We start from the raw sequence: 18,182 nt of genomic DNA, 5'->3' as shown, positions 1-18,182 counted from the left end.
AACCGTTCAGAAGTAGCTCAATGATTGCCAGAGCCTATTCGGCCGCACACCGAAAATCTTTCGGCGCTAGCGCATCCCGATCCGAAATCTAGTTTGCCAGCGGCGGTGAAATCTCGCGATACGGACCGTGCGAGACCCCTTGCGCGATATGATCCAGTTCCCGCTCGGGGGTCCTGGCAAATCGCGAGCAGATCGGAGAGCTCACTATGACCGACGCAATCCACCTCCCCGGCACCGGGCCGGCGGGTGACCGCGTCCCCGCGTTGCAGGGACTGCTGGTGGCCGAGTCGGAACGAGATTTCACAGTCAGAGTGACCGAAGGCACCTGGACCTTCCGCCGCGACGATGTACTTCGGGTCCTCGACTGGACCGACAGCGCGACCACCGAGCGCGAGGGCCGTCCGGTGCTGATGGATATCCGTCCCGGCGCCACCGCCGATTTCACCCGCCGCCTGCGCATCGACCTCGTCGACCGGCCCATGACACTGGCCGAGGAACCCTCCGCGGCACTGGGAGATGAAGCGCTGCAACAACTCACCGCATCCTGGGCCGACAGCCTGCAACTCGCCGATTGCCCGGGCACCAGCGGAGCGACCTTCACCTACTGCCAAACCAAATCGCTCGCGACAAGCGACGACGGCATAAACTGCGACAGTCTCGACTGAACGGAACTGCGCATGGCGGCGCGCCGGACAGGTTCGGTCCTCATCGTCTCCGAATCCGATGATCTGCACGGGACCGCGATGGCGGCGACGTTGCGAGAACACCACGGGCTCAGCCCTATTCACCTCGACCTGCGCGACTTCCCGCGCGAATCCGGAAGTTTCCGGCTCGATCGGCACGGCACCACGCGTTCGCTGTCGCATGTGATCGGACTCGACGACGTCCGCTCGGTCTGGTGGCGCAGACCGCATCCCGCACAGGTCCCGGCCGGCGTGCGCGCCTCGGATGACGCCTACCGCCAAGCCGAATGCGATGGCTTCATCCAGGGTCTGCTGTGGTCGATACCGGCGTACTGGGTCAACGATCCCGGTGCCGATCGCACCGCGAGCCGCAAAATCGTACAGTTGGAGACCGCACGGCGAGCCGGTTTCGTGATCCCGGAAACGCTCATCACCAACGATCCGGACGAGGCGCGCAGCTTCGTCGAATCACGTTCGGGCTCGGTGGTTTACAAGCGAACCGGCACCGGGCGCGCCGAATTCGCCGAAACCCGATTGATTACCAAGGCCGACTTCGGCCGCCTCGCGGGCATACGCTCCGCGCCGACCACGTTCCAGGACTACGTCGAGGCACGGTGCGATCTGCGTGTGGTGTGGATGGACGGCGTCGAATGGGCGGTGCGCATCGACTCGCAGTCCGGGGTCGGCCGGGTCGATTCCCGACTGGACACCACTGTCGACTTCGTACCGGAGCATCTGCCCGCCTCGGTCAGCAAATCGCTGGCCACGCTGATGGGCGCACTCGGCCTGAGCTTCGGCGTGCTGGATCTACGCCTCGGCCTCGACGGCGAGTACTACTTCCTCGAGGTCAACCCACAGGGCCAGTTCGCGTATCTGGAGATCAAGACGGGCCTGCCGATGTTCCGCAGCCTCGCCAACCTGCTGGTCAACGGCGACGGCGCGGTGCCCGGCTATTAGCGCGCAGGATCTCGCTCGGTGTCGGCGAAATCCATTCGCCGACACCGGCATCCAGATCCAGGAACGCTACTGGCTCTTGCGGCGGTTCGCACCGCCACGACTGCGGAGCTGCACGTGCGACTCCACCAGCACGTTGTGGATGAAGCCGTAGGAGCGGCCGGTCGACCGGGCCAGCGATCGAATGCTGGCACCCGCCTCGTACTGCTTCTTCAGCTGGGTTTGCAAACGGTCTCGTGATTTCCCCGTGACGCGTGTGCCCTTACCCAGTGTGGCCTTGACTTGTGTGGGCCTGTCGCTCATGGCTTCCTCCGAGTCGCCGAGCCGCGTCTTTCCAGGCTAGACAACTGGGAAGCTGTGATCAACGGGTCTTTGTGATGAAAATCACCGGAGATCCGATCCCGGGGAACCGAAAACCCACCGCCCGCAACGAAACTCCGGCCGGATCACCCCGGATCAGGCCAGCTGAATCAGTTCCAAATATTCCGCAGACCAGTGGTCTTCCTGGCCGTCCGGCAGCAAGATCACCCGTTCCGGGGACAGTGCCTCGGCCGCGCCAGGGTCGTGGGTCACCAGGACCACCGCGCCCGCGTAGGTGCGCAACGCGTCGAGGACCTGTTCGCGCGAGATCGGGTCCAAGTTGTTGGTCGGCTCGTCCAGCAGCAGCACATTGGCCGCCGAGGAGACCAGCCCCGCCAGCGCGAGACGGGTCTTCTCACCGCCGGAGAGGGTGCCTGCGGGCTGCTCCAGCTGCGGTCCGGAGAACATGAACGCGCCGAGCAGTCCGCGCAGCTCCTGCTCCCCCGCATCCGGCGCGGCATGGCGGATGTTCTCCCACACCGTGGCCTGATCGTCGAGGGTGTCGTGCTCCTGGGCGAAGTAGCCGACTTTGAGCCCATGACCGGGCACGAGACCTCCCGCCGTCGGCGTCTCCACCCCGGCGAGCAGGCGCAGCAGGGTGGTCTTGCCCGCGCCGTTGAGACCGAGCACTACGACGCGGCTGCCGCGGTCGATGGCAAGATCGACGCCGGTGAAGATTTCCAGCGAGCCGTAGACCTTGGTCAGGTTCTCGGCCATCAGCGGGGTCTTACCGCAGGTGGCGGGTTCGGGGAATTTGATCCGCGCGACCTTGTCGGCCACCCGCACCTCGTCGAGTTCGGCCATCAAGCGGTCCGCGCGCTTGGCCATGTTCTGTGCCGCAGTGGCTTTCGTGGCCTTGGCGCCGAGTTTGGCGGCCTGGGCGCGCAGGGCGCTCGCCTTCTTCTCGGCATTGGCGCGTTCGCGGCGGCGGCGCTGTTCATCGGTGGCACGCGCGTCCAGATATTTCTGCCAGCCCATGTTGTAGACGTCGGCCTCACCGCGCACCGCGTCCAGGAACCAGACCTTGTTCACCACATCGCCGAGCAATTCGACATCGTGGCTGATCACGATCAGACCGCCGTCGTGGTTCTGCAGGAAGCCGCGCAGCCAGGTGATGGAGTCGGCGTCGAGGTGGTTGGTCGGCTCGTCGAGCAGCAGGATGGTGTCCGAGCGCCCACCGCTGCCGTCGGAGGCCGCGAACAGGATGCGCGCCAACTCGATTCGGCGGCGCTGACCACCGGAGAGCGTGCGCAGCGCCTGGCCGAGTACCCGATCGGGCAGGCCGAGGCTATTGCAGATGCGCGCCGCTTCACTCTCGGCCACGTAGCCGCCGAGCGCCGAGAAGCGTTCCTCCAGCCGACCGTACTTGCGCACCGCCTTCTCGCGTTCGGCATCATCGACCACCTCGGCCATCAGCGCCTGCTGCTTCTCCATATCGCGCAGCAGGGTGTCCAGGCCGCGTGCGGAGAGCACACGATCGCGGGCGAGTACGTCCAGATTGCCCTCGCGCGGATCCTGCGGGAGATAGCCGATATCGCTGGAGCGCAGAATCTTTCCGGCGTAGGGCTCACCCTCGCCCGCCAGAATGCGCAGCGTGGTCGTCTTGCCCGCGCCATTGCGTCCGACCAGTCCGATCCGGTCGCCGGCCTGCACCCGCAGCGCAGGCCCGGGGGCCGACAGCAGGGTGCGGACTCCGGCCCGGACCTCCAGGTCCGTCGCGGTGATCACAGGCTTCTCCTACGGGTACGTGGTGCTGACCGGTTGCTGTTCGATTGTGCGACGCGAAACCGCACAAGAACCACCGATTTTACCTGGCTCCGGAGGTGCTTCCGACACCCCACGATCCAGGTGTGACCGCGCTAACTCCGCGATCGGCGCTAAGCCGCCACACCGGCCAGGCTCGACGCGATGCTGTTGGCATTCGCGACGCGCTGGCCGCGGGCCTCACCCGAGCTTCGTTCGTAGTACTGATCGAACGCCGCCGCCGCCGCACCGGCCGAGCTCGCCGACGTCAGATGACCGTACGCGTTCGATTCGCTGCCCTTCAGTTCGTGAATCATGAAATCGACTTGGGTCTGCCAGTCGGTGACGGATCTGCCCTGCGAGGCGGCGAATGCCTCGAGATTCGCCCGTCGACCCCCCTCCCACTGGCACAGACCGATGGCGCCTTCACCCGGATTGTAAGCACCGGTATCGAAACCCGATTCGACCTGCATATTGCCCAAGATGCCCGCCGCTTGCGCCGGTGTGAAGCCCTTGCTCAGGAGGTACTTGTAGATCTCGCTGGCCGTCACTTTCTGACCTGCGCCGATGGGTTGGGCACTCGCGCTGTTGCCAAGACCTGCGGGGCCGCTGGAGTTGCGGCTGTTTCCACCGCTCCCGGTATAAGTGGGGAACTGGTTGCCGCTACCGATCGAATTCGTGGCACTTCCGCTGTCGTCCGACTCCGGGTCGGTGACCTTTCCTGCCTGATCGTCCAATGCGTCGTACGCGTCCGAGACTGCCTGCGCCGCTTTCTCGACCTTCTTATCGATTTTGTTGATTGCGGTCATCTGCAACTCGATGCTGCGCGGCAGCGGCACGTCGGTCAGATTCGGCACACCGGCCATAATGTCCTTGACGTCGCCCACCAGTTCCTTGACCTCGCGGGTCGTGGTGACGGACACGTCAGCCGCTTTCGCCGCGATCTGGGCGATATTGCTGTCCAGCGAGTTCAGATCGTCTCTATATTTCGTGTCGTCGCTCTGTTTGGCACGGTATTTCGTGACGAGTTCGCCGGACTTCAGCTGCGACTCCCCCAGGCCATTCAGACCCTCGACCGTAATCGACTTCGCCGAGCCGTCGCCCACCGCCTTCACCAACTTCGCCAGCACCGTCTCTATGTGGCTGGCGAAGGCGTTGAGAATCGGTGCATCCGGCCGCGACGGCAGCGATGTGTCGACAGCCTCGTCAGCCATATGTCACCTTCCCGTCGATACCTCTCCGGCAGCTTAATCGCGGCTAGGCGCCACGCATCGACCATTAGATCCCCGACGGTGGGAACAGTCGCTCGGGGTCGAAATCGCACAAACCCGACCAGGTCCACTCGGCGTATTCAAACAGAGGTAGCGTGCCATCACATGACGACCGATCTGTTGGGCAAGAGCGCACTCGTTTCCGGAGCCAGCCGGGGCATCGGCAAGGCCGTCGCGGCGGAGCTGCTGCGCCGCGGCGCAAATGTGCTGATCACCGCCCGCAAGCCGGAACCGCTCGAGGAGGCGGCCGCCGAGCTGCGGGCGCTCGGCCATCGGGGCGAGGTCAGCGCGCTGGCGGGCAATTCGGGTGATCCGGACAGCCGTGCCACCGCGGTGAGTCGGGTGGTCTCGGAATTCGGCTCGCTGGACATCCTGATCAACAACACCGGTATCAACCCCGTCTACGGCTCGCTCATGGATGCGGATCTGGAGGCGGTGCGCAAGATCTTCGACGTCAATGTCGTCGCCGCACTCGGGTACGTGCAGGAGGCCTACAAGGCTTGGATGCGCGATCACGGCGGTGCGGTGGTGAATGTGGCCAGTGTCGCGGGTCTGCGTTCGACCGGCGTGATCGCGGCGTACGGCGCGTCCAAGGCCGCGCTGATCCGGCTCACCGATGAACTGGCCTGGCAGCTGGGCCCGAATATCCGGGTGAACGCGGTGGCGCCGGGCGTGATCAAGACCAAGTTCGCCGATGCGCTGTACTCGGCGGATGAGGAGCGGGCCGCGAGCGTGTACCCGATGAAGCGACTCGGTGCGCCGGAGGATGTGGCGCAGCTGATCGGATTCCTGGTCTCGGATGAAGCCAAATGGATCACCGGTGAGACGATCCGCGTCGACGGCGGATTGTTGTCGACCGGCGGAATCTGAACCGTCCCAACAGAACTGATGGCCGTGCGGCGAATTCCGCACGGCCATCGGCGTTTCTATACTCGGGCCGGCTGGCGCAGATCGTCCGGATCGGGCAGCGACGGCGCGGAAGGTCCTTCGTCGAATCCGAAACGCTCGTGCAGCTTTTCGAGCGGGCCGGGCGCCCACCAGTTCCAGTCGCCGAGCAGTTTCATCACCGCGGGCAGCAGGAAGCCGCGGACCAGGGTCGCATCGACCAGCACCGCGAGCGGCAGCCCGATGCCGAAGGACTTCATGAAGGTGATGTCCGAGGCCAGGAATCCCAGGAACACCAGCGAGATCAGGACTGCGGCGGCGGTGACGATACGGCCGATCTTCTCGAGCCCGTGGGCAACCGCGGATTCGTTCTTGCCGGTGCGTTCGTATTCTTCGAGGATCCGTGACAGCAGGAATACCTGATAGTCCATGGCCAGACCGAAGGCGACACCGAAGAGCATGACCGGCACGGTCGGCGGCAGATCGCCGGTCACGGTGAAATCGAGCAGGCCGGACAGATGCCCGTCCTGGAAGATCCAGACCAGCGCGCCGAAGGTGGCGGTGAGGCTGAGTGCGCTGAGCACGATCGCGACCAGCGGCAGCACCACGCTGCCGGTCAGCAGGAACAGCACGACCAGCATGATGATCACCACGTAGGCCAGCGCGATGGGCAGCGCCGAGGTCACCGCTTCGAGGGAATCGGCGCTCGCGGCCGCGATACCGCCGACCAACCGTTGTCCGGGTGCGGGCACGGCGCGCAACTGTTCGGCCACCTGATCCAGCAGCGCCGGATCGCTGGTGTCCGGTGTCACCGAAAGGTATGCGGCGTCCTTGGTTTCGAAGCGCACGTGCTGTGCCATGGCCGGGGCGAGCTGCCCGCCGTGGGCGTAGCTGCCGGTGGCGGTGTCGACGCGCCGGACATTATCGATTTCGGAGAGTTTCCTGGCGTAGGCGTCCAGCCCGGATTTGCCCTCGGGCAGTACGACGAAAAGTCCATTGGTGTCGGTGGCGGCGAAGTCGCGCTGGATGGTCTCGGTGATCTGCCGGTTGTTCATCGACTCCGGCAATGCCCGCTCGTCCGGGAAACCGAGTTTCACACCGAGGAAGGGGGTCCCGAGCAGCAGCAGGAAGGCCGCGACCGCCAAGCCGATGGGCATCGGCTTGCGCATCACGAATACCGCGAGCCGATGCCAGAAGCCCTCACCGGGCGCGGGGCGTTGCGGTCGGAAGAACCAACCGAGTTGGCCGCGATCAATGCGGCTGCCGAGCAGCAGCAGAATCGCGGGCAGCACCGTCAGCGACACTGTCGCGGCGATCGCCGCGACCGCCAGACCCGCATACCCCATGGAACGCACCGCGAGAAGCGGGAAGAACAGCAGTCCTGACAGCGCGACCGCGACGGTGACCGCCGAGAAGGCCACGGTACGTCCGGCCGAACGCATGGTCGCGGCGACGGCGGGACCGGTTGCGGCGCCAGCGGCCAATTCGTCGCGGTAGCGGCTGATGATCAGCAGGCTGTAGTCGATCGCGAGACCGAGGCCGAGCAGAGTGGCGACATTGGTCGCGGTCGCGGCGAGATCGGTGACCAGGGTGATCATCCACAGCGCGCCCATGGTGATCATCACGGTCACCGCCGCGACGACCAGCGGCAGGCTGGCCGCCACCAAACCGCCGAATACGAACAGCAGAGCGATCAGTGTGATCGGAAAGGCGATGGATTCGCCGAGGACGGCGTCCTTCTCGCTCTGCTGCACCGTCTCGTGCAACAACATCGCGTAACCGCCGACACGCACCTGCATCGGCCCGTGCGTGCCACCATAGCGATCCGCCAGACCGCCGACCTTCTGATCGACCGCACCCTCCTCGCCGAGAATGCTCGCGACGATCAGCCCTGATTTGCCGTCGGCGCTGCGCAATGCGGGCGACTTGTCCATCCAGTACGACATGACACCCGCGACGCCCGGCTCATCCTTCAGCTTCAGCGCCAATTTTACTGCGGCCGTTGCCGATTCGGGGTCGTCGACCGAGGTGTCGCTGTGCACCAGCAGCACGAAGTTCGGCGGCGCCTGACCGAAGGTATCGCGCAGAATCTCGGTGGCCCGGCTGGATTCGCCGCCGGGATCGCTGTAGCCGCCGCCCTGCACTTTGTCGAACAACGTCGAGCTGAGCATCCCCATTACCAGCGCGAGACCGGCGAATATGCCGAGAATCCATTTGCTGCGCTGCGTAGCGACTGCATGCAGGTCGCTCGAAATGGTCAGCTTGGTCAGTTCGAACACCGCCACACCCTCATCACTCGTTAAGCCGCGCCGCGCTCGCTCCCTGACGAATCCGCGACGTGCCCGGTTTGCACCTGCCTGGCCACCACCCGCATCGGCAGATACTTCGGGTGCACCAGGGCGCCGATCACCGTCTCTTGCACCGCGATACCGGGCATCGGGCGCAGGCGCCAGCGCCCGCCGATCGTAGCAACCTGCAGGGCAACCTCGGTGAGCGAGAACACGTTTCCCGGACACTGCCTCGTGCCCATACCGAACGGCAGGTACGCGCCTTTGGGCCGGGACTCCATTGCCGCAGGCAGCCAGCGGTCCGGGTCGAATTTGTGAGGATTCGGGAAGATCGCCGGATCCCGGTGTACCGCAACGGGACAAACCAGCAACATGGCGCCTTCTGGCAACGCCTTGCCGCCGAGTTCGTAGTTCGCGGGCACATCGCGGACGGTCAGCCACGGCGAGTACATGCGCAGGGTTTCGGTGACGATCCGCTTGGTCAGATCGAGTCGGCCGAGATCGGCGAATTCGGCCGGACGACCGCCGAGCACCGCGTCGATCTCCGCGTGGAAAGCGGCCTCCAACTCGGGATTTCGGCCCAGCTCATGGAAGACCCAGGACAGCGTCATGCCGGTGGCCTCGGTACCGCCGACCAGGAAGTTGATCAGCTCGTCGTGCACCTGGGCATCGGTGAGCGCGACACCGTCCTCGTCGCGGGCCTTGATCAGAGTGTCCAGCAAGTCACCGTGATCCAGGTTCGGATCGACCGCCAGGTCCGCGCGGTAGGCGGTGATGATCTTGCTGGTTGCCGACTTCATCCCGGCGACAAGGCCTTCGAAGCGCCGGTTGCCGGGCAGTGGCAGCCTGTCGATCCAGGCCGGGCGGGTGACGCGGCGGGCGAGCAGCGTCATGACCGGTGTGAGCATCTCGTGGATTTCCGCGCCGGTCTCCGCGCCGAGGTCGCCGCTGAACAGCGCCCCCGCGACGGTGCGCAGCGCCAGATCGTGCATCGCGGTATCGACGACCACCATTTGACCGTCACGCCAGGTATCGGCCTGTTCCGCGCCCAGACGCGTCATCACAGTGGCGTACTGCGCGATGCGGCCGCGAGCGAAGGCCGGGGCGATCATCCGGCGCTCCCGCTTGTGCTGCGGGCCCGACAGCACGGTCACGCCCGCACCGAGCAGCGCCTCCGCGCGATCGATCATCGCACCCTGATCGGACAGGCCGACGAAGGCCTCGCGGATCAGTTCCGGTTCGGTGACGACGTAGGTGTCGTAACCCGGAATCTTCACGCGCACCACGGGTCCGAGGTCCGACAACGTCTGCAGGAAGCGGTACGGCCTGCGCGCGAGCCGGTGTGAATGGCCGATGAGGGGTAGTGCCCCCGGTGCGGTCGGCACCGCATTCGTGCCGGTCGGGCTGCTGGCGAGCCGGGTGGTCATCATGTGAGTCTCCTAGTCATCCGCGAGCGATGACGGCGTCGACGCCGCCGATCTGGCCGACCCAGTCGACGTAGGCCGCCAGTCCGTCGGCCAGCGAGACCGTCGGCGCATAGCCGAAATCCCGGGTGGCGGCGCCGGTGTCGTAGGTACTGGAGACGGTCAGTGCCGCGGTGGTCCAGCTGGACAGCGGCGGCGCGTAGCGCTCCTTGATCGCCGGCACTCGCCATATGGTGTCGAAAACCGCGATGGCGGCGTCGAATACCGGTTTGGGAATGGTCCGGGTCGGGGGCGTCAAGTCCAAGGCGACGGCGAGATCCTTGACGAACTTCCACAGATCGACATCCTCGGGATCGGCGAGGAAGTAGGCATTGCCCGCGACCTGATCCGAGCGCGCCGCCTGTAGGCAGGCCTGCGCGGCGTGCTCGCAGTAGGTGATCGACACCATGACGTTCTTGCCGCCGGAGAGGTCGGGCAGCTTGCCGGACTTCAACTTTCGCAACAGCAGCGTCATCCAACCCGAGGAACGCGGTCCCCAGATCATCCGCGGTCGCAGCGCGCAGGTCACGAAATCCGGGGTGTTGGTGGCCAGGACGAGCTGTTCGGCGGCGGCCTTGGTCTCCACGTACAGACTCTTCGGGGCGGTCACGTACGGCTCCGACTCGTCGATGCCGAAGCGGTCGGTGTCATAGGAGGTCGCCACCGAGGGGCTGCTGACGAAAACGAACCGGCCGACACCGGCCTCCTGCGCGGCCTTCATCAGCCGCCGGGTGCCCTCGACATTGGCCTCCCAGAACTGCGCCCGGCTACCGACCTCGGCGACCAGCCCGGCGCTGTGATACACCACATCGACGCCTTTACACGCGGTGACCAGCGATTCGTAGTCGCCGAGATCGCCTGCCACCGTTTCGAGTTCGGGGACCGTCGACAGGTAGCCGAGATCGCTCGACGGCCGGACGATGGCACGCACCTCATCACCCGCCGCCACCGCGGCGTCGACGAGATGGCTGCCGAGGAATCCGGTTGCCCCGGTGACCAATGCCTTCATGGCGTCATACCCTTTCCGGCCCAAACGGCCAACTCCTCGCGCCCGATCTTGGCGTTGTGCCTGATGTCGACCGGGAACCCGGGATGGGCGCGGAATACCTTGATGGACCTGGTGAATTCGCGCTCGCGCGCGATGGACCACAGCTCCCGCTGGACCCGTGGGATCTCGGATTCCGCCACCCGGGACCGCAATTCGAAGCACAGCACCGGGATCTGCGCCCCCGGCTCGCCGATACCGACGAGCGCCGTGCGGTGCACATCCGGGTGGGTATTGAAGATCTGCTCGCACTGCACGGTGAACAGGTCACCGGCCGCGGTGCGGACCCGCTGCGCCGAGCGGCCGCAGAACCACAGCCGACCGGATTCGTCCTGCCAGGCCAGATCGCCGACACGATGCCAGCGGCGCACAGTGCCGTCCGGGCGGGTTTCGTCGATCTTGGTGTGGGCATCGGCGGCCCGGTTGCGGTGATAGGCGGTGCTGACTTGCGCACCGGTGGACACGATTTCGCCGATCTGTCCCTGCGACAGCACGAGATCCTCGCGCCAGGTGGGGATTTCGTCATCGGAGACGGCGATGATCCGTACTCTGGTGTCGCTGTCGGATTCCGCGATCGGACGGCCGACGCAGGTGCCCGCGCCCTCGGCGGTCTGCTTGCGGGTTTCGTCGAGTTCGGACCATTCGAGGGTGGTCAGCGGCAATGCCTCGGTCGCACCGTAGGTGGTGAAGACGTGCGCGGACTCACCAAGAGCGGCCCTGACCCCCACCAGCGCATCGAGGTTCGCGGGCGCGCCCATCGATATGACCCGGACCAGACTCGGCAGCGTGATCCCGGTTCTTGTCAGATATTCGCCGAGCGGACCGAGCAGGGCTGGGGATGCGGTGACATCGGTGGCCTGGAAACTCTGGACCACATCGGTGAGCAGTGCCGGATCGGCCCTGGACACCCGCACCGGATCGACCGGCCCGAGCACCACATGCGCCCCCTGCAGCAGATCGAAGATGCCGAACAGCGGTACCGAGGTCAGCGAGACGAAACCCGTCGGGCGGCCGTGCAACTGCTCGATCACCCGCAGCGAGGCGGCGAATCCGGCCCTGGTGAACTCCACCCCCTTGGCCGGTCCGGTACTGCCGGTGGTGAATGCGATCATCAACAGATCGTCTGGCCCATGGGCGATTTCGGGTGCGGCCGCACCGGGCGTCTGCCGCATGGCGAGCAACGTGTGCCCACCCCAGAACGAGCGTCCGGCCGTCACATGCACCCGCACCGAACCGAAGGTGCGCCGCGCCGCCAGCCGCACCAGATGCGCCAGCGGTATGCCGATGAACGCCTCCGCACCGACACTGCGGAAGCAATGCAGCATGCGACGCACGCCCATACCCGGATCCACCACCACCGGCACCGCGCCGACCCGGAACAGCGCGAAGATCACCGCGAACAGATCGGGATCGGGCTTGACCATGACAATGGTCTTGACGCCCTTGCTGATTCCGATCCGCTCGAAGGCCGCGGCATAGGCCTCGACCCGCGCGCCGAGTTCGGCGAAGGTCAGCATCGCGAATCCGAGATCCGTTGCGCGCCTGGCGCGTTCGGGATGCGCGACGGTCGGATAGCTGATGGCGGGCAGGTCGGCGCGCTGCCCGATCTGATGCTCGAGCAGCGCGCTCAGATCCGCGGGCTCCTGGCTCACCCCGCACCGCCGGCGGGAACGGTGTAGCTCACGCAGCCGGCGATCGGACCGGATCCCGCGGCGACCAGGAGCAATTCGTCACCGGCCGACAGTTCACCGGCCTCGAGCAACTGGTGGTAGCCGATGATCAAACCCGAGCTGCCCGCGTCCAGGTCGCCGGTCGCGGCCTGATGGGTTCGGACGAAACCGAATTCGCTCGCCAGAGTGGTCGCGAAGTCGGGCACCGGGTTATTGGTGACCAGTACGCGCTGCCCCACCGGACGTTCGGCCAGGTACGGGCGGACCGCGGCAAACGCTGCGCCGCTGACCAATTCCGCGTAGTCGTCGGCGACATCGACGGTGATCGAGCGCTGTCCGTCGTCACCCATCGCCTTCAGATCGAGGTATCCGGCGATACCGGGATGGGTGCCGACCGCGCGCGGCAGCGGCGCCGGGATATGCACGCGGTCGAAGCCGGTGCCCTCATCGATCCCCTTGGTCACCAGCAACGCGGCACCGACCGCGGCATAGCGGAAGTCGGCGGGTGCGTGTCCGACGCCGCCGGGGTGGGCGTCGCTGCCGACGATCAGCACCCGCTCGACCGTGCCGTTCTCCAGCAGCGCACCCGCGGCCTGCAATGCGTTGAGCACGCCGCAGGCCCCATTACGCAGATCTAGCGAGAATCCCGCCCGCGAGGAGCCGACCTGGTAGTCCAGGTGCATCCCCAATTCCTTCTGGATCAGCGCCGCATTGGACGGTTCGACGATATTGCTGTCGCGGTAGACACCGACATTGATCAGCACGTCGATATCGTTCGGCTCGACACCCGCGCCCGCGAGGCACTCCTCGCCCGCCCGCACGGCGTGGTCTATGGAACCCAGGGTTGGGTCGGCGCTGACGGCGGACCGCCGAATAATGAACGTCATTTCATCCCACCAATGCGCTGATAGTTGCCGAAAGGACACCGAATACCATTCCGGAGGCCGTCGGCACGAAACAGATTTTGGCCCCCTTCGGGATCTCGCCTCGGGAAATGTAGTCGTGCAGCACCAGGAAATGCGTACTTGCTCCGGTGTTGCCATACTTTTCGACGGTCGCCAGCCGCGGTGGCATCGCGGTGCCGTGAATCTTGCTGCCGGATTCGGCGAGCTTCTCGGTGAATCCGACGCCGAGCTGGTGGAAGACGATGAAGTCGAACTTCTCGTCGGCGAATGTGGTGCCGCGCTTTGCGAGGATATCGCGATGGAATTTCGCCCATGTTTCGCGGCGCGGCGCGGCTTGCATAGTGAGATTATCGGTCAACATGATCATGTTCTCGCTGGCATCGCTCGGTTTGGCAATACACAATGGCGAGTACTCGGCGCAGGTCGTCAGATCGACGTAGTGCAGTACGTCTTCCTCGTCCACCGCGGGGTCCAGAATGACCGCGACCGCGGCATCCGCGAGAGTGAGTGCGGCGAACTGTGGATCGCGCACATCGACGGCCTCGGCGAGCGCGCCCTCGGTCACCGGCGAGATCACCTCGGGCGTGACGACCATGCCATTGCGCACCACACCCGCGCGAATCAGATTGTCCAGCAGATAGATTCCGGTCATGGTGCCGCCGCAGGCATTCGCCACGTCATAACCGGACGCATTGACCGCGCCGATGCGCCGAGCGATCTCCTGTGCCGCCGACGGTTCGAAGACCATATGGAATCCGTCGTGCACGGTGGTGCCGCCGCAGATGATGATGTCCAGGTCGGCAGCCAGCAATCCGGACTTTGCCAGCGCGTCCTGCGCGGCCCGCGCGCCGAGGGTCATGGTGTCCTCGCTGGTGCGGTCGACCATATAGCGATGACCGATGCCGGTAATTCGCTCGACGTCGAACTCGCCGCCGCTCGTCATCCGGCTCAGTACTTCCGAAGTGGTGTATTCGCCGGCCGGAAGGGCGGCTCCCAGGGCGCGTAATCGGGAAGAATTCACCGTAGCGGTCCTTTCGACAGAGACGGGCAGCACGAACTCCCCGGCTGGCACGACAATGGCTGCGGGCAGATGATGCGGGAATTCCGTTCCACACGATCGCGAGAACAGAAGGTTCCGAAATCAACATTGGTTTCGGTAATCGGATCCGGATTGCCCGACCCTGAGCAATCCGTTCGACAACGCCGAGCATACGGCGCGCCGGACAATGTGACCAGCCAGATGACAGCACGATGCTACTGGCGAGTCACATAGTTGCTGGAAAAGGGAGATCTGACATGATCGCATTATGAAGAATGTCACCGTCGATATCCGTGAACTATCACAGCGCAACGGTGACCCGACCACCCGGCAGTAAGCTCCGCACGACCGACGAACCACGCCGACAACGAAGGGGGTCCGCCCTGCACACCACCGAACTCGCTGTGCCACACCGGCATCCGCGTTACGCATGGGAAATGCGATGACCGCGGACCTCGTCGTCTGCGGACTCGGACCCGCCGGTCGCGCACTCGCGCACCGCTGTCTCGCGCACGGAATGTCGGTCACCGCAATCGATCCGGTGCCGGATCGACCCTGGTCGGCGACGTATGCGGGATGGTATGACGAGCTGCCGGGGTGGCTGGATCCGTCGGTTATCGCCACCACCGTGCAGTACCCGACGGCGTGGGGCACGAGGTCGCATCGACTCGACCGAACCTATGTCGTCTTCGACTCCGCGCGGTTGCGGGATTCGCTGAATCTCGACGGCGCACAAATAGTTACCGATCGGGTTGCCGAAATTCGGCACAACACAGTGACTTTGGCTTCGGAAACAATATTCGGCGCGAAACGTGTTATCGACGCACGAGGAATTGCCCGCTCCCCCGAACTCGCCGAGCAAACCGCGTACGGCGTGGTCGCGCGACGCGACGCCGACATCGAACCCCTGTTCATGGACTGGCGCTTGGACAACGGCGCGGAACCCGATGCGCCACGGTCGTTTCTGTACGCGGTGCCGCTCAGCGCGGAGACGATGCTGCTGGAGGAGACCTGCCTCGCCGGACGCCCCGCCCTCGACACCGCGGTGCTGCGCGACCGCCTGTACCACCGGTTGCGCTCGCGCGGAATCGAACTCACCGGCACCGAACCGATCGAGCGCGTGCGTTTTCCGGTGCAGGGCGGCCACCCCGGACAGCGACGATTCGGCGCGGCGGGCGCATTCACCCATCCCGCAACGGGTTACAGCGTCACCGCCTCGCTCGCCGCCGCCGACACGGTCGCCCTCGATTCGAAGGCATGGCCTGCCCGGGCGCGAGCGGTACACGCGTTGCGGTCGGCAGGTCTGCGCGCACTGCTCGCACTGCCGCCCGCCGACCTGCCCGTCTTCTTCGATGCCTTCTTCACCCTGCCACCGGACCTGCAACGGGCCTATCTATCGGGCCGCACCGATCTCGGCGGCACCGTGGCCGCCATGCGCACCCTCTTCGCCGCCCTGCCCACACCGCTGCGTCGGCGCGTCGCGACCGCGACACTCGGGATTCCGATTCGCTCGCCTATTCGAATCGGTTCGTCCATGATGGAGTGATGGCACGAGCTATCTGGAAGGGCTCGATTGCGTTCGGGCTGGTAAACGTCCCTGTCAAGGTGTACACGGCCACCGAAGACCACGACATTCGGTTCCACCAGGTGCATGCGAAGGACGGTGGCCGGATCAAATACGACCGCGTCTGCACGGTCTGCGGCAAGTCCGTGCAATACGCCGATATCGATAAGGCCTATGAATCCCCCGAGGGGGACAAGGTCATCCTGACCGACGAGGACTTCTCGAAGCTGCCCGCCGCCGAGAAGCACGAGATTCCGGTGCTGCAGTTCGTACCCAACGACCAGATAGACCCGATCCTGTTCGAGAAGAGCTACTACCTCGAACCCGACTCGAATACCCCCAAGGCCTACGTCCTGCTGGCGACCACACTGGAACGCATCGATCGGACCGCGCTCGTACACTTCACGCTCCGGCAGAAGACCAGGCTTTCGGCACTGCGGGTGCGCGACGGCGTGTTGGTGCTGCAGACGCTGCTGTGGCCCGATGAGGTCCGTGCCGTCGATTTCGAATCCCTGGACGGTGTGGCCGAGCCGAAGCCGCAGGAGATCAAGATGGCCGAGACGCTGGTCGAGACCATGTCCGACGATTTCGATCCCGAGCAATACACCGACGAGTACCAGATCGAGCTGCAGAAGGTGCTCGACGAGGCCATCGCCAGCGGCACCGGGAAGGTGGTCAGTCAGCCCGAGGAGGCGCCCGCTGCGATGGACGCCGAGGTCGTCGACCTGGTGGCCGCACTGCAACGCAGCCTGGAGGCCAGTGGACGACGGACCGCCGAGAGTTCCGGCAAGACAGCCGCCGAGCCCAAGGCCAAGGCGGAACCGGCGAAGAAGGCCACCAAGGCAGCGGGCACCAAGGTAACGGCGACAAAGTCTGCGGCCAAGAAGACCGCCGCCAAGCCCGCCAAGAAGACCGCGAAGAAAGCAGCGGCCCGCAAGGGCGCATAACCGACTACCCGCACACTCCCGGCAACTTGCGGCATGGACCGGTGCCGCCGGGCACGAAGCGGGCGCTGATCCGCCGCGGCCGACTGGCCGGTGCGGGGCGCGGCGCCCGCCAGCGCCGATCAGAACATGCCGTGCGGGAGCTGGTCGGCGTCGGGCACCGGTTGTACGACATCCCAGTGCTCGGTGATCACGCCGTCGACCAGCCGCCAGATATCCACCACCACAACGCCGTGGAAGTCGTCGGGCGCGAACATGTGGTAGTGCACGACCGCATATTCGTCATCGGTGATGACCCGTTTGATCTCCAGCCGGGCCGCGGCCACCGGTGCGTTCGCGATGAACTCGATGAAGGCGTCACGGCCGGACGGATTGCCCGGACTGTGCTCGATGAAGTTCTCGTGCAACAGGTCTCGCAGTATCTCGATATTGCCCGCACTGAACTCGGCGAGGCCGTGGAGTAAGAGATCCCTATTGCGGGTTGCCAGGTTGTTCGTCATGGCGGTAACCCTCGCAAGCGCACGGTAAACCTGTCGATTACCAGCCATGTAATGGCGACTGCTCGCGTGGTGTGGTGATACTGGCGGGGTGGATAGCGAACGCCCCGTCGGAGCGCTGCTGCGTGAGTGGCGGCTGCGGCGCCGACTCAGCCAGCTCGAATTGTCCGTGCGGTCGGGCATCTCGACGCGGCATGTGAGTTTCGTGGAGACCGGCCGCACCATTCCTAGCCCGGCGATGGTCGAGCGGTTCGCCGAACATCTGGGCATCCCGTTGCGCGAACGCAATCGGCTGCTGGTCGCGGCCGGATACGCGCCGACATACCGGCATCGCGCACTCGACGATCCAGATCTTGCGCAGGCGCGCGCCGCGGTCCGGCGCGTACTCGATGCCCACGAACCGTTTCCCGCACTGGCCATCGATCGGCAGTGGAATCTGTTGCTCGCCAACACGGCGGCTGAGGTGTTCTTCGAGGGTGTGTCCGCGGAACTGTTGGAACCGCCGATAAATATGATGCGAATCGGTCTGCACCCCAATGGTTTCGCGCCACGCGTGCGGAATATCGAACAGGTGCGCGGGTTCCTGCTGCCTCGGCTCGCCCGGCAGGCGGCGCTGTCCGGTGATCCCGAATTGGCCTCGCTACACACGGAATTGAGCGCTTTCGCGTCGGAAGGCGTTTTTCCGCAGGTAGATCCGTCCGAGGTCGCGCTGCCCATCCATCTCGACCACCACGGCACGCAGCTGTCGCTGTTCAATACGATCATGCGGTTCGGCGCGGCCTTCGACGTGACCCTCGACGAGATCGCCATCGAGTCCTACTTCCCTGCCGATCAAACCACCAGCGCCTACCTGCACTCACTCGCCAGGTGA

General features: G+C 65.3%; 16 protein-coding genes. 6 read left to right on the top strand and 10 right to left on the bottom strand.

Going from position 1 to position 18,182, the window contains the following annotated elements; translation table 11 throughout:
• Positions 1 to 206: 206 nt before the first annotated feature.
• Both ACQPZ2_RS18095 and ACQPZ2_RS18090 read left to right on the top strand, forming a co-directional pair.
• Positions 207 to 665, top strand: coding sequence for a hypothetical protein (locus ACQPZ2_RS18095; protein ID WP_433526603.1), 459 nt, complete (start codon positions 207 to 209; stop codon positions 663 to 665).
• A gap of 12 nt (positions 666 to 677) precedes the next feature.
• The gene (locus ACQPZ2_RS18090) at positions 678 to 1,640 is read left to right on the top strand and encodes a hypothetical protein (RefSeq protein WP_433526602.1); all 963 of its coding nucleotides are present in this window, start codon (positions 678 to 680) and stop codon (positions 1,638 to 1,640) included.
• A gap of 66 nt (positions 1,641 to 1,706) precedes the next feature.
• Here the strand turns inward: ACQPZ2_RS18090 and ACQPZ2_RS18085 are convergent, their stop codons facing one another.
• From ACQPZ2_RS18085 to ACQPZ2_RS18075, 3 genes are all read right to left on the bottom strand, one after another.
• Complete coding sequence (locus tag ACQPZ2_RS18085; RefSeq protein WP_063043281.1) at positions 1,707 to 1,940, bottom strand: helix-turn-helix domain-containing protein; 234 nt, start codon at positions 1,938 to 1,940, stop codon at positions 1,707 to 1,709.
• A gap of 153 nt (positions 1,941 to 2,093) precedes the next feature.
• Positions 2,094 to 3,725: an ABC-F family ATP-binding cassette domain-containing protein gene (locus tag ACQPZ2_RS18080; protein ID WP_040691953.1), complete on the bottom strand. Its 1,632-nt coding sequence runs from the start codon at positions 3,723 to 3,725 to the stop codon at positions 2,094 to 2,096.
• Between the two features lie 149 nt (positions 3,726 to 3,874).
• Positions 3,875 to 4,954 carry a phage tail tip lysozyme gene (locus tag ACQPZ2_RS18075; protein ID WP_433526601.1) on the bottom strand — a complete coding sequence of 360 codons (1,080 nt, stop codon included), beginning with the start codon at positions 4,952 to 4,954 and terminating at the stop codon, positions 3,875 to 3,877.
• A 162-nt stretch (positions 4,955 to 5,116) separates the two neighbouring features.
• On the opposite strand from ACQPZ2_RS18075, the gene ACQPZ2_RS18070 reads away from it, so the two are divergent.
• Positions 5,117 to 5,881 carry an SDR family oxidoreductase gene (locus ACQPZ2_RS18070; RefSeq protein ID WP_063043279.1) on the top strand — a complete coding sequence of 255 codons (765 nt, stop codon included), beginning with the start codon at positions 5,117 to 5,119 and terminating at the stop codon, positions 5,879 to 5,881.
• A gap of 56 nt (positions 5,882 to 5,937) precedes the next feature.
• Here ACQPZ2_RS18070 and ACQPZ2_RS18065 read toward each other — a convergent pair whose 3' ends face one another.
• From ACQPZ2_RS18065 to ACQPZ2_RS18040, 6 genes are read right to left on the bottom strand one after another with little or no spacing between them, the layout of a single operon-like run.
• Entirely contained in the window at positions 5,938 to 8,175 is a 2,238-nt protein-coding gene (locus ACQPZ2_RS18065; RefSeq protein ID WP_433526600.1) for an MMPL family transporter, read from the bottom strand.
• A 20-nt stretch (positions 8,176 to 8,195) separates the two neighbouring features.
• Complete coding sequence (locus ACQPZ2_RS18060) at positions 8,196 to 9,614, bottom strand: cytochrome P450 (RefSeq protein WP_433526599.1); 1,419 nt, start codon at positions 9,612 to 9,614, stop codon at positions 8,196 to 8,198.
• Between the two features lie 13 nt (positions 9,615 to 9,627).
• Positions 9,628 to 10,656 (bottom strand): NAD-dependent epimerase/dehydratase family protein, encoded by a 1,029-nt coding sequence (locus tag ACQPZ2_RS18055; protein WP_433526598.1) that lies wholly within the window; start codon positions 10,654 to 10,656, stop codon positions 9,628 to 9,630.
• Positions 10,653 to 12,344: a fatty acid CoA ligase family protein gene (locus tag ACQPZ2_RS18050; protein WP_433526597.1), complete on the bottom strand. Its 1,692-nt coding sequence runs from the start codon at positions 12,342 to 12,344 to the stop codon at positions 10,653 to 10,655. Before ACQPZ2_RS18050 ends, ACQPZ2_RS18055 begins: the two co-directional genes overlap by 4 nt.
• Positions 12,341 to 13,249, bottom strand: a complete 909-nt coding sequence (locus ACQPZ2_RS18045) for a hypothetical protein (protein ID WP_433526596.1) — start codon at positions 13,247 to 13,249, stop codon at positions 12,341 to 12,343. Before ACQPZ2_RS18045 ends, ACQPZ2_RS18050 begins: the two co-directional genes overlap by 4 nt.
• A gap of 1 nt (position 13,250) precedes the next feature.
• A complete protein-coding gene (locus ACQPZ2_RS18040) occupies positions 13,251 to 14,288 on the bottom strand; it encodes a 3-oxoacyl-ACP synthase III family protein (protein ID WP_433526595.1) in 1,038 nt (345 codons plus the stop codon).
• 460 nt (positions 14,289 to 14,748) lie between these two features.
• Between ACQPZ2_RS18040 and ACQPZ2_RS18035 the strand changes: the two genes are divergently transcribed.
• Complete coding sequence (locus tag ACQPZ2_RS18035; RefSeq protein ID WP_433526594.1) at positions 14,749 to 15,852, top strand: lycopene cyclase family protein; 1,104 nt, start codon at positions 14,749 to 14,751, stop codon at positions 15,850 to 15,852.
• Positions 15,852 to 16,817: a Ku protein gene (locus ACQPZ2_RS18030; RefSeq protein WP_433526593.1), complete on the top strand. Its 966-nt coding sequence runs from the start codon at positions 15,852 to 15,854 to the stop codon at positions 16,815 to 16,817. The genes ACQPZ2_RS18035 and ACQPZ2_RS18030 overlap by 1 nt, the downstream gene beginning before the upstream one ends.
• Before the next feature lie 119 nt (positions 16,818 to 16,936).
• On the opposite strand, the gene ACQPZ2_RS18025 is transcribed toward ACQPZ2_RS18030, so the two are convergent.
• Positions 16,937 to 17,314 carry a nuclear transport factor 2 family protein gene (locus ACQPZ2_RS18025; protein WP_433526592.1) on the bottom strand — a complete coding sequence of 126 codons (378 nt, stop codon included), beginning with the start codon at positions 17,312 to 17,314 and terminating at the stop codon, positions 16,937 to 16,939.
• Positions 17,315 to 17,402: 88 nt separating this feature from the next.
• On the opposite strand from ACQPZ2_RS18025, the gene ACQPZ2_RS18020 reads away from it, so the two are divergent.
• The gene (locus ACQPZ2_RS18020) at positions 17,403 to 18,182 is read left to right on the top strand and encodes a helix-turn-helix domain-containing protein (protein ID WP_433526591.1); all 780 of its coding nucleotides are present in this window, start codon (positions 17,403 to 17,405) and stop codon (positions 18,180 to 18,182) included.

Origin of the sequence: Nocardia pseudovaccinii (assembly GCF_050942345.1) — a bacterium.
Taxonomy (GTDB): Bacteria; Actinomycetota; Actinomycetes; order Mycobacteriales; family Mycobacteriaceae; genus Nocardia; species Nocardia pseudovaccinii.
The sequence above is the reverse complement of the archived record's forward strand: the minus strand, read 5'-3'. Positions and strand labels throughout refer to the sequence as shown.

Bases quoted from the DNA above. Each gene is read 5' to 3' on its own strand.
- ACQPZ2_RS18090 (WP_433526602.1), top strand. From the start codon at position 678: ATGGCGGCGCGCCGGACAGGTTCGGTCCTCATCGTCTCCGAATCCGAT.
- ACQPZ2_RS18075 (WP_433526601.1), bottom strand. From the start codon at position 4,954: ATGGCTGACGAGGCTGTCGACACATCGCTGCCGTCGCGGCCGGATGCA.
- ACQPZ2_RS18035 (WP_433526594.1), top strand. From the start codon at position 14,749: ATGACCGCGGACCTCGTCGTCTGCGGACTCGGACCCGCCGGTCGCGCA.
- ACQPZ2_RS18095 (WP_433526603.1), top strand. From the start codon at position 207: ATGACCGACGCAATCCACCTCCCCGGCACCGGGCCGGCGGGTGACCGC.
- ACQPZ2_RS18030 (WP_433526593.1), top strand. From the start codon at position 15,852: ATGGCACGAGCTATCTGGAAGGGCTCGATTGCGTTCGGGCTGGTAAAC.
- ACQPZ2_RS18025 (WP_433526592.1), bottom strand. From the start codon at position 17,314: ATGACGAACAACCTGGCAACCCGCAATAGGGATCTCTTACTCCACGGC.
- ACQPZ2_RS18045 (WP_433526596.1), bottom strand. From the start codon at position 13,249: ATGACGTTCATTATTCGGCGGTCCGCCGTCAGCGCCGACCCAACCCTG.
- ACQPZ2_RS18070 (WP_063043279.1), top strand. From the start codon at position 5,117: ATGACGACCGATCTGTTGGGCAAGAGCGCACTCGTTTCCGGAGCCAGC.
- ACQPZ2_RS18060 (WP_433526599.1), bottom strand. From the start codon at position 9,614: ATGATGACCACCCGGCTCGCCAGCAGCCCGACCGGCACGAATGCGGTG.
- ACQPZ2_RS18055 (WP_433526598.1), bottom strand. From the start codon at position 10,656: ATGAAGGCATTGGTCACCGGGGCAACCGGATTCCTCGGCAGCCATCTC.
- ACQPZ2_RS18085 (WP_063043281.1), bottom strand. From the start codon at position 1,940: ATGAGCGACAGGCCCACACAAGTCAAGGCCACACTGGGTAAGGGCACA.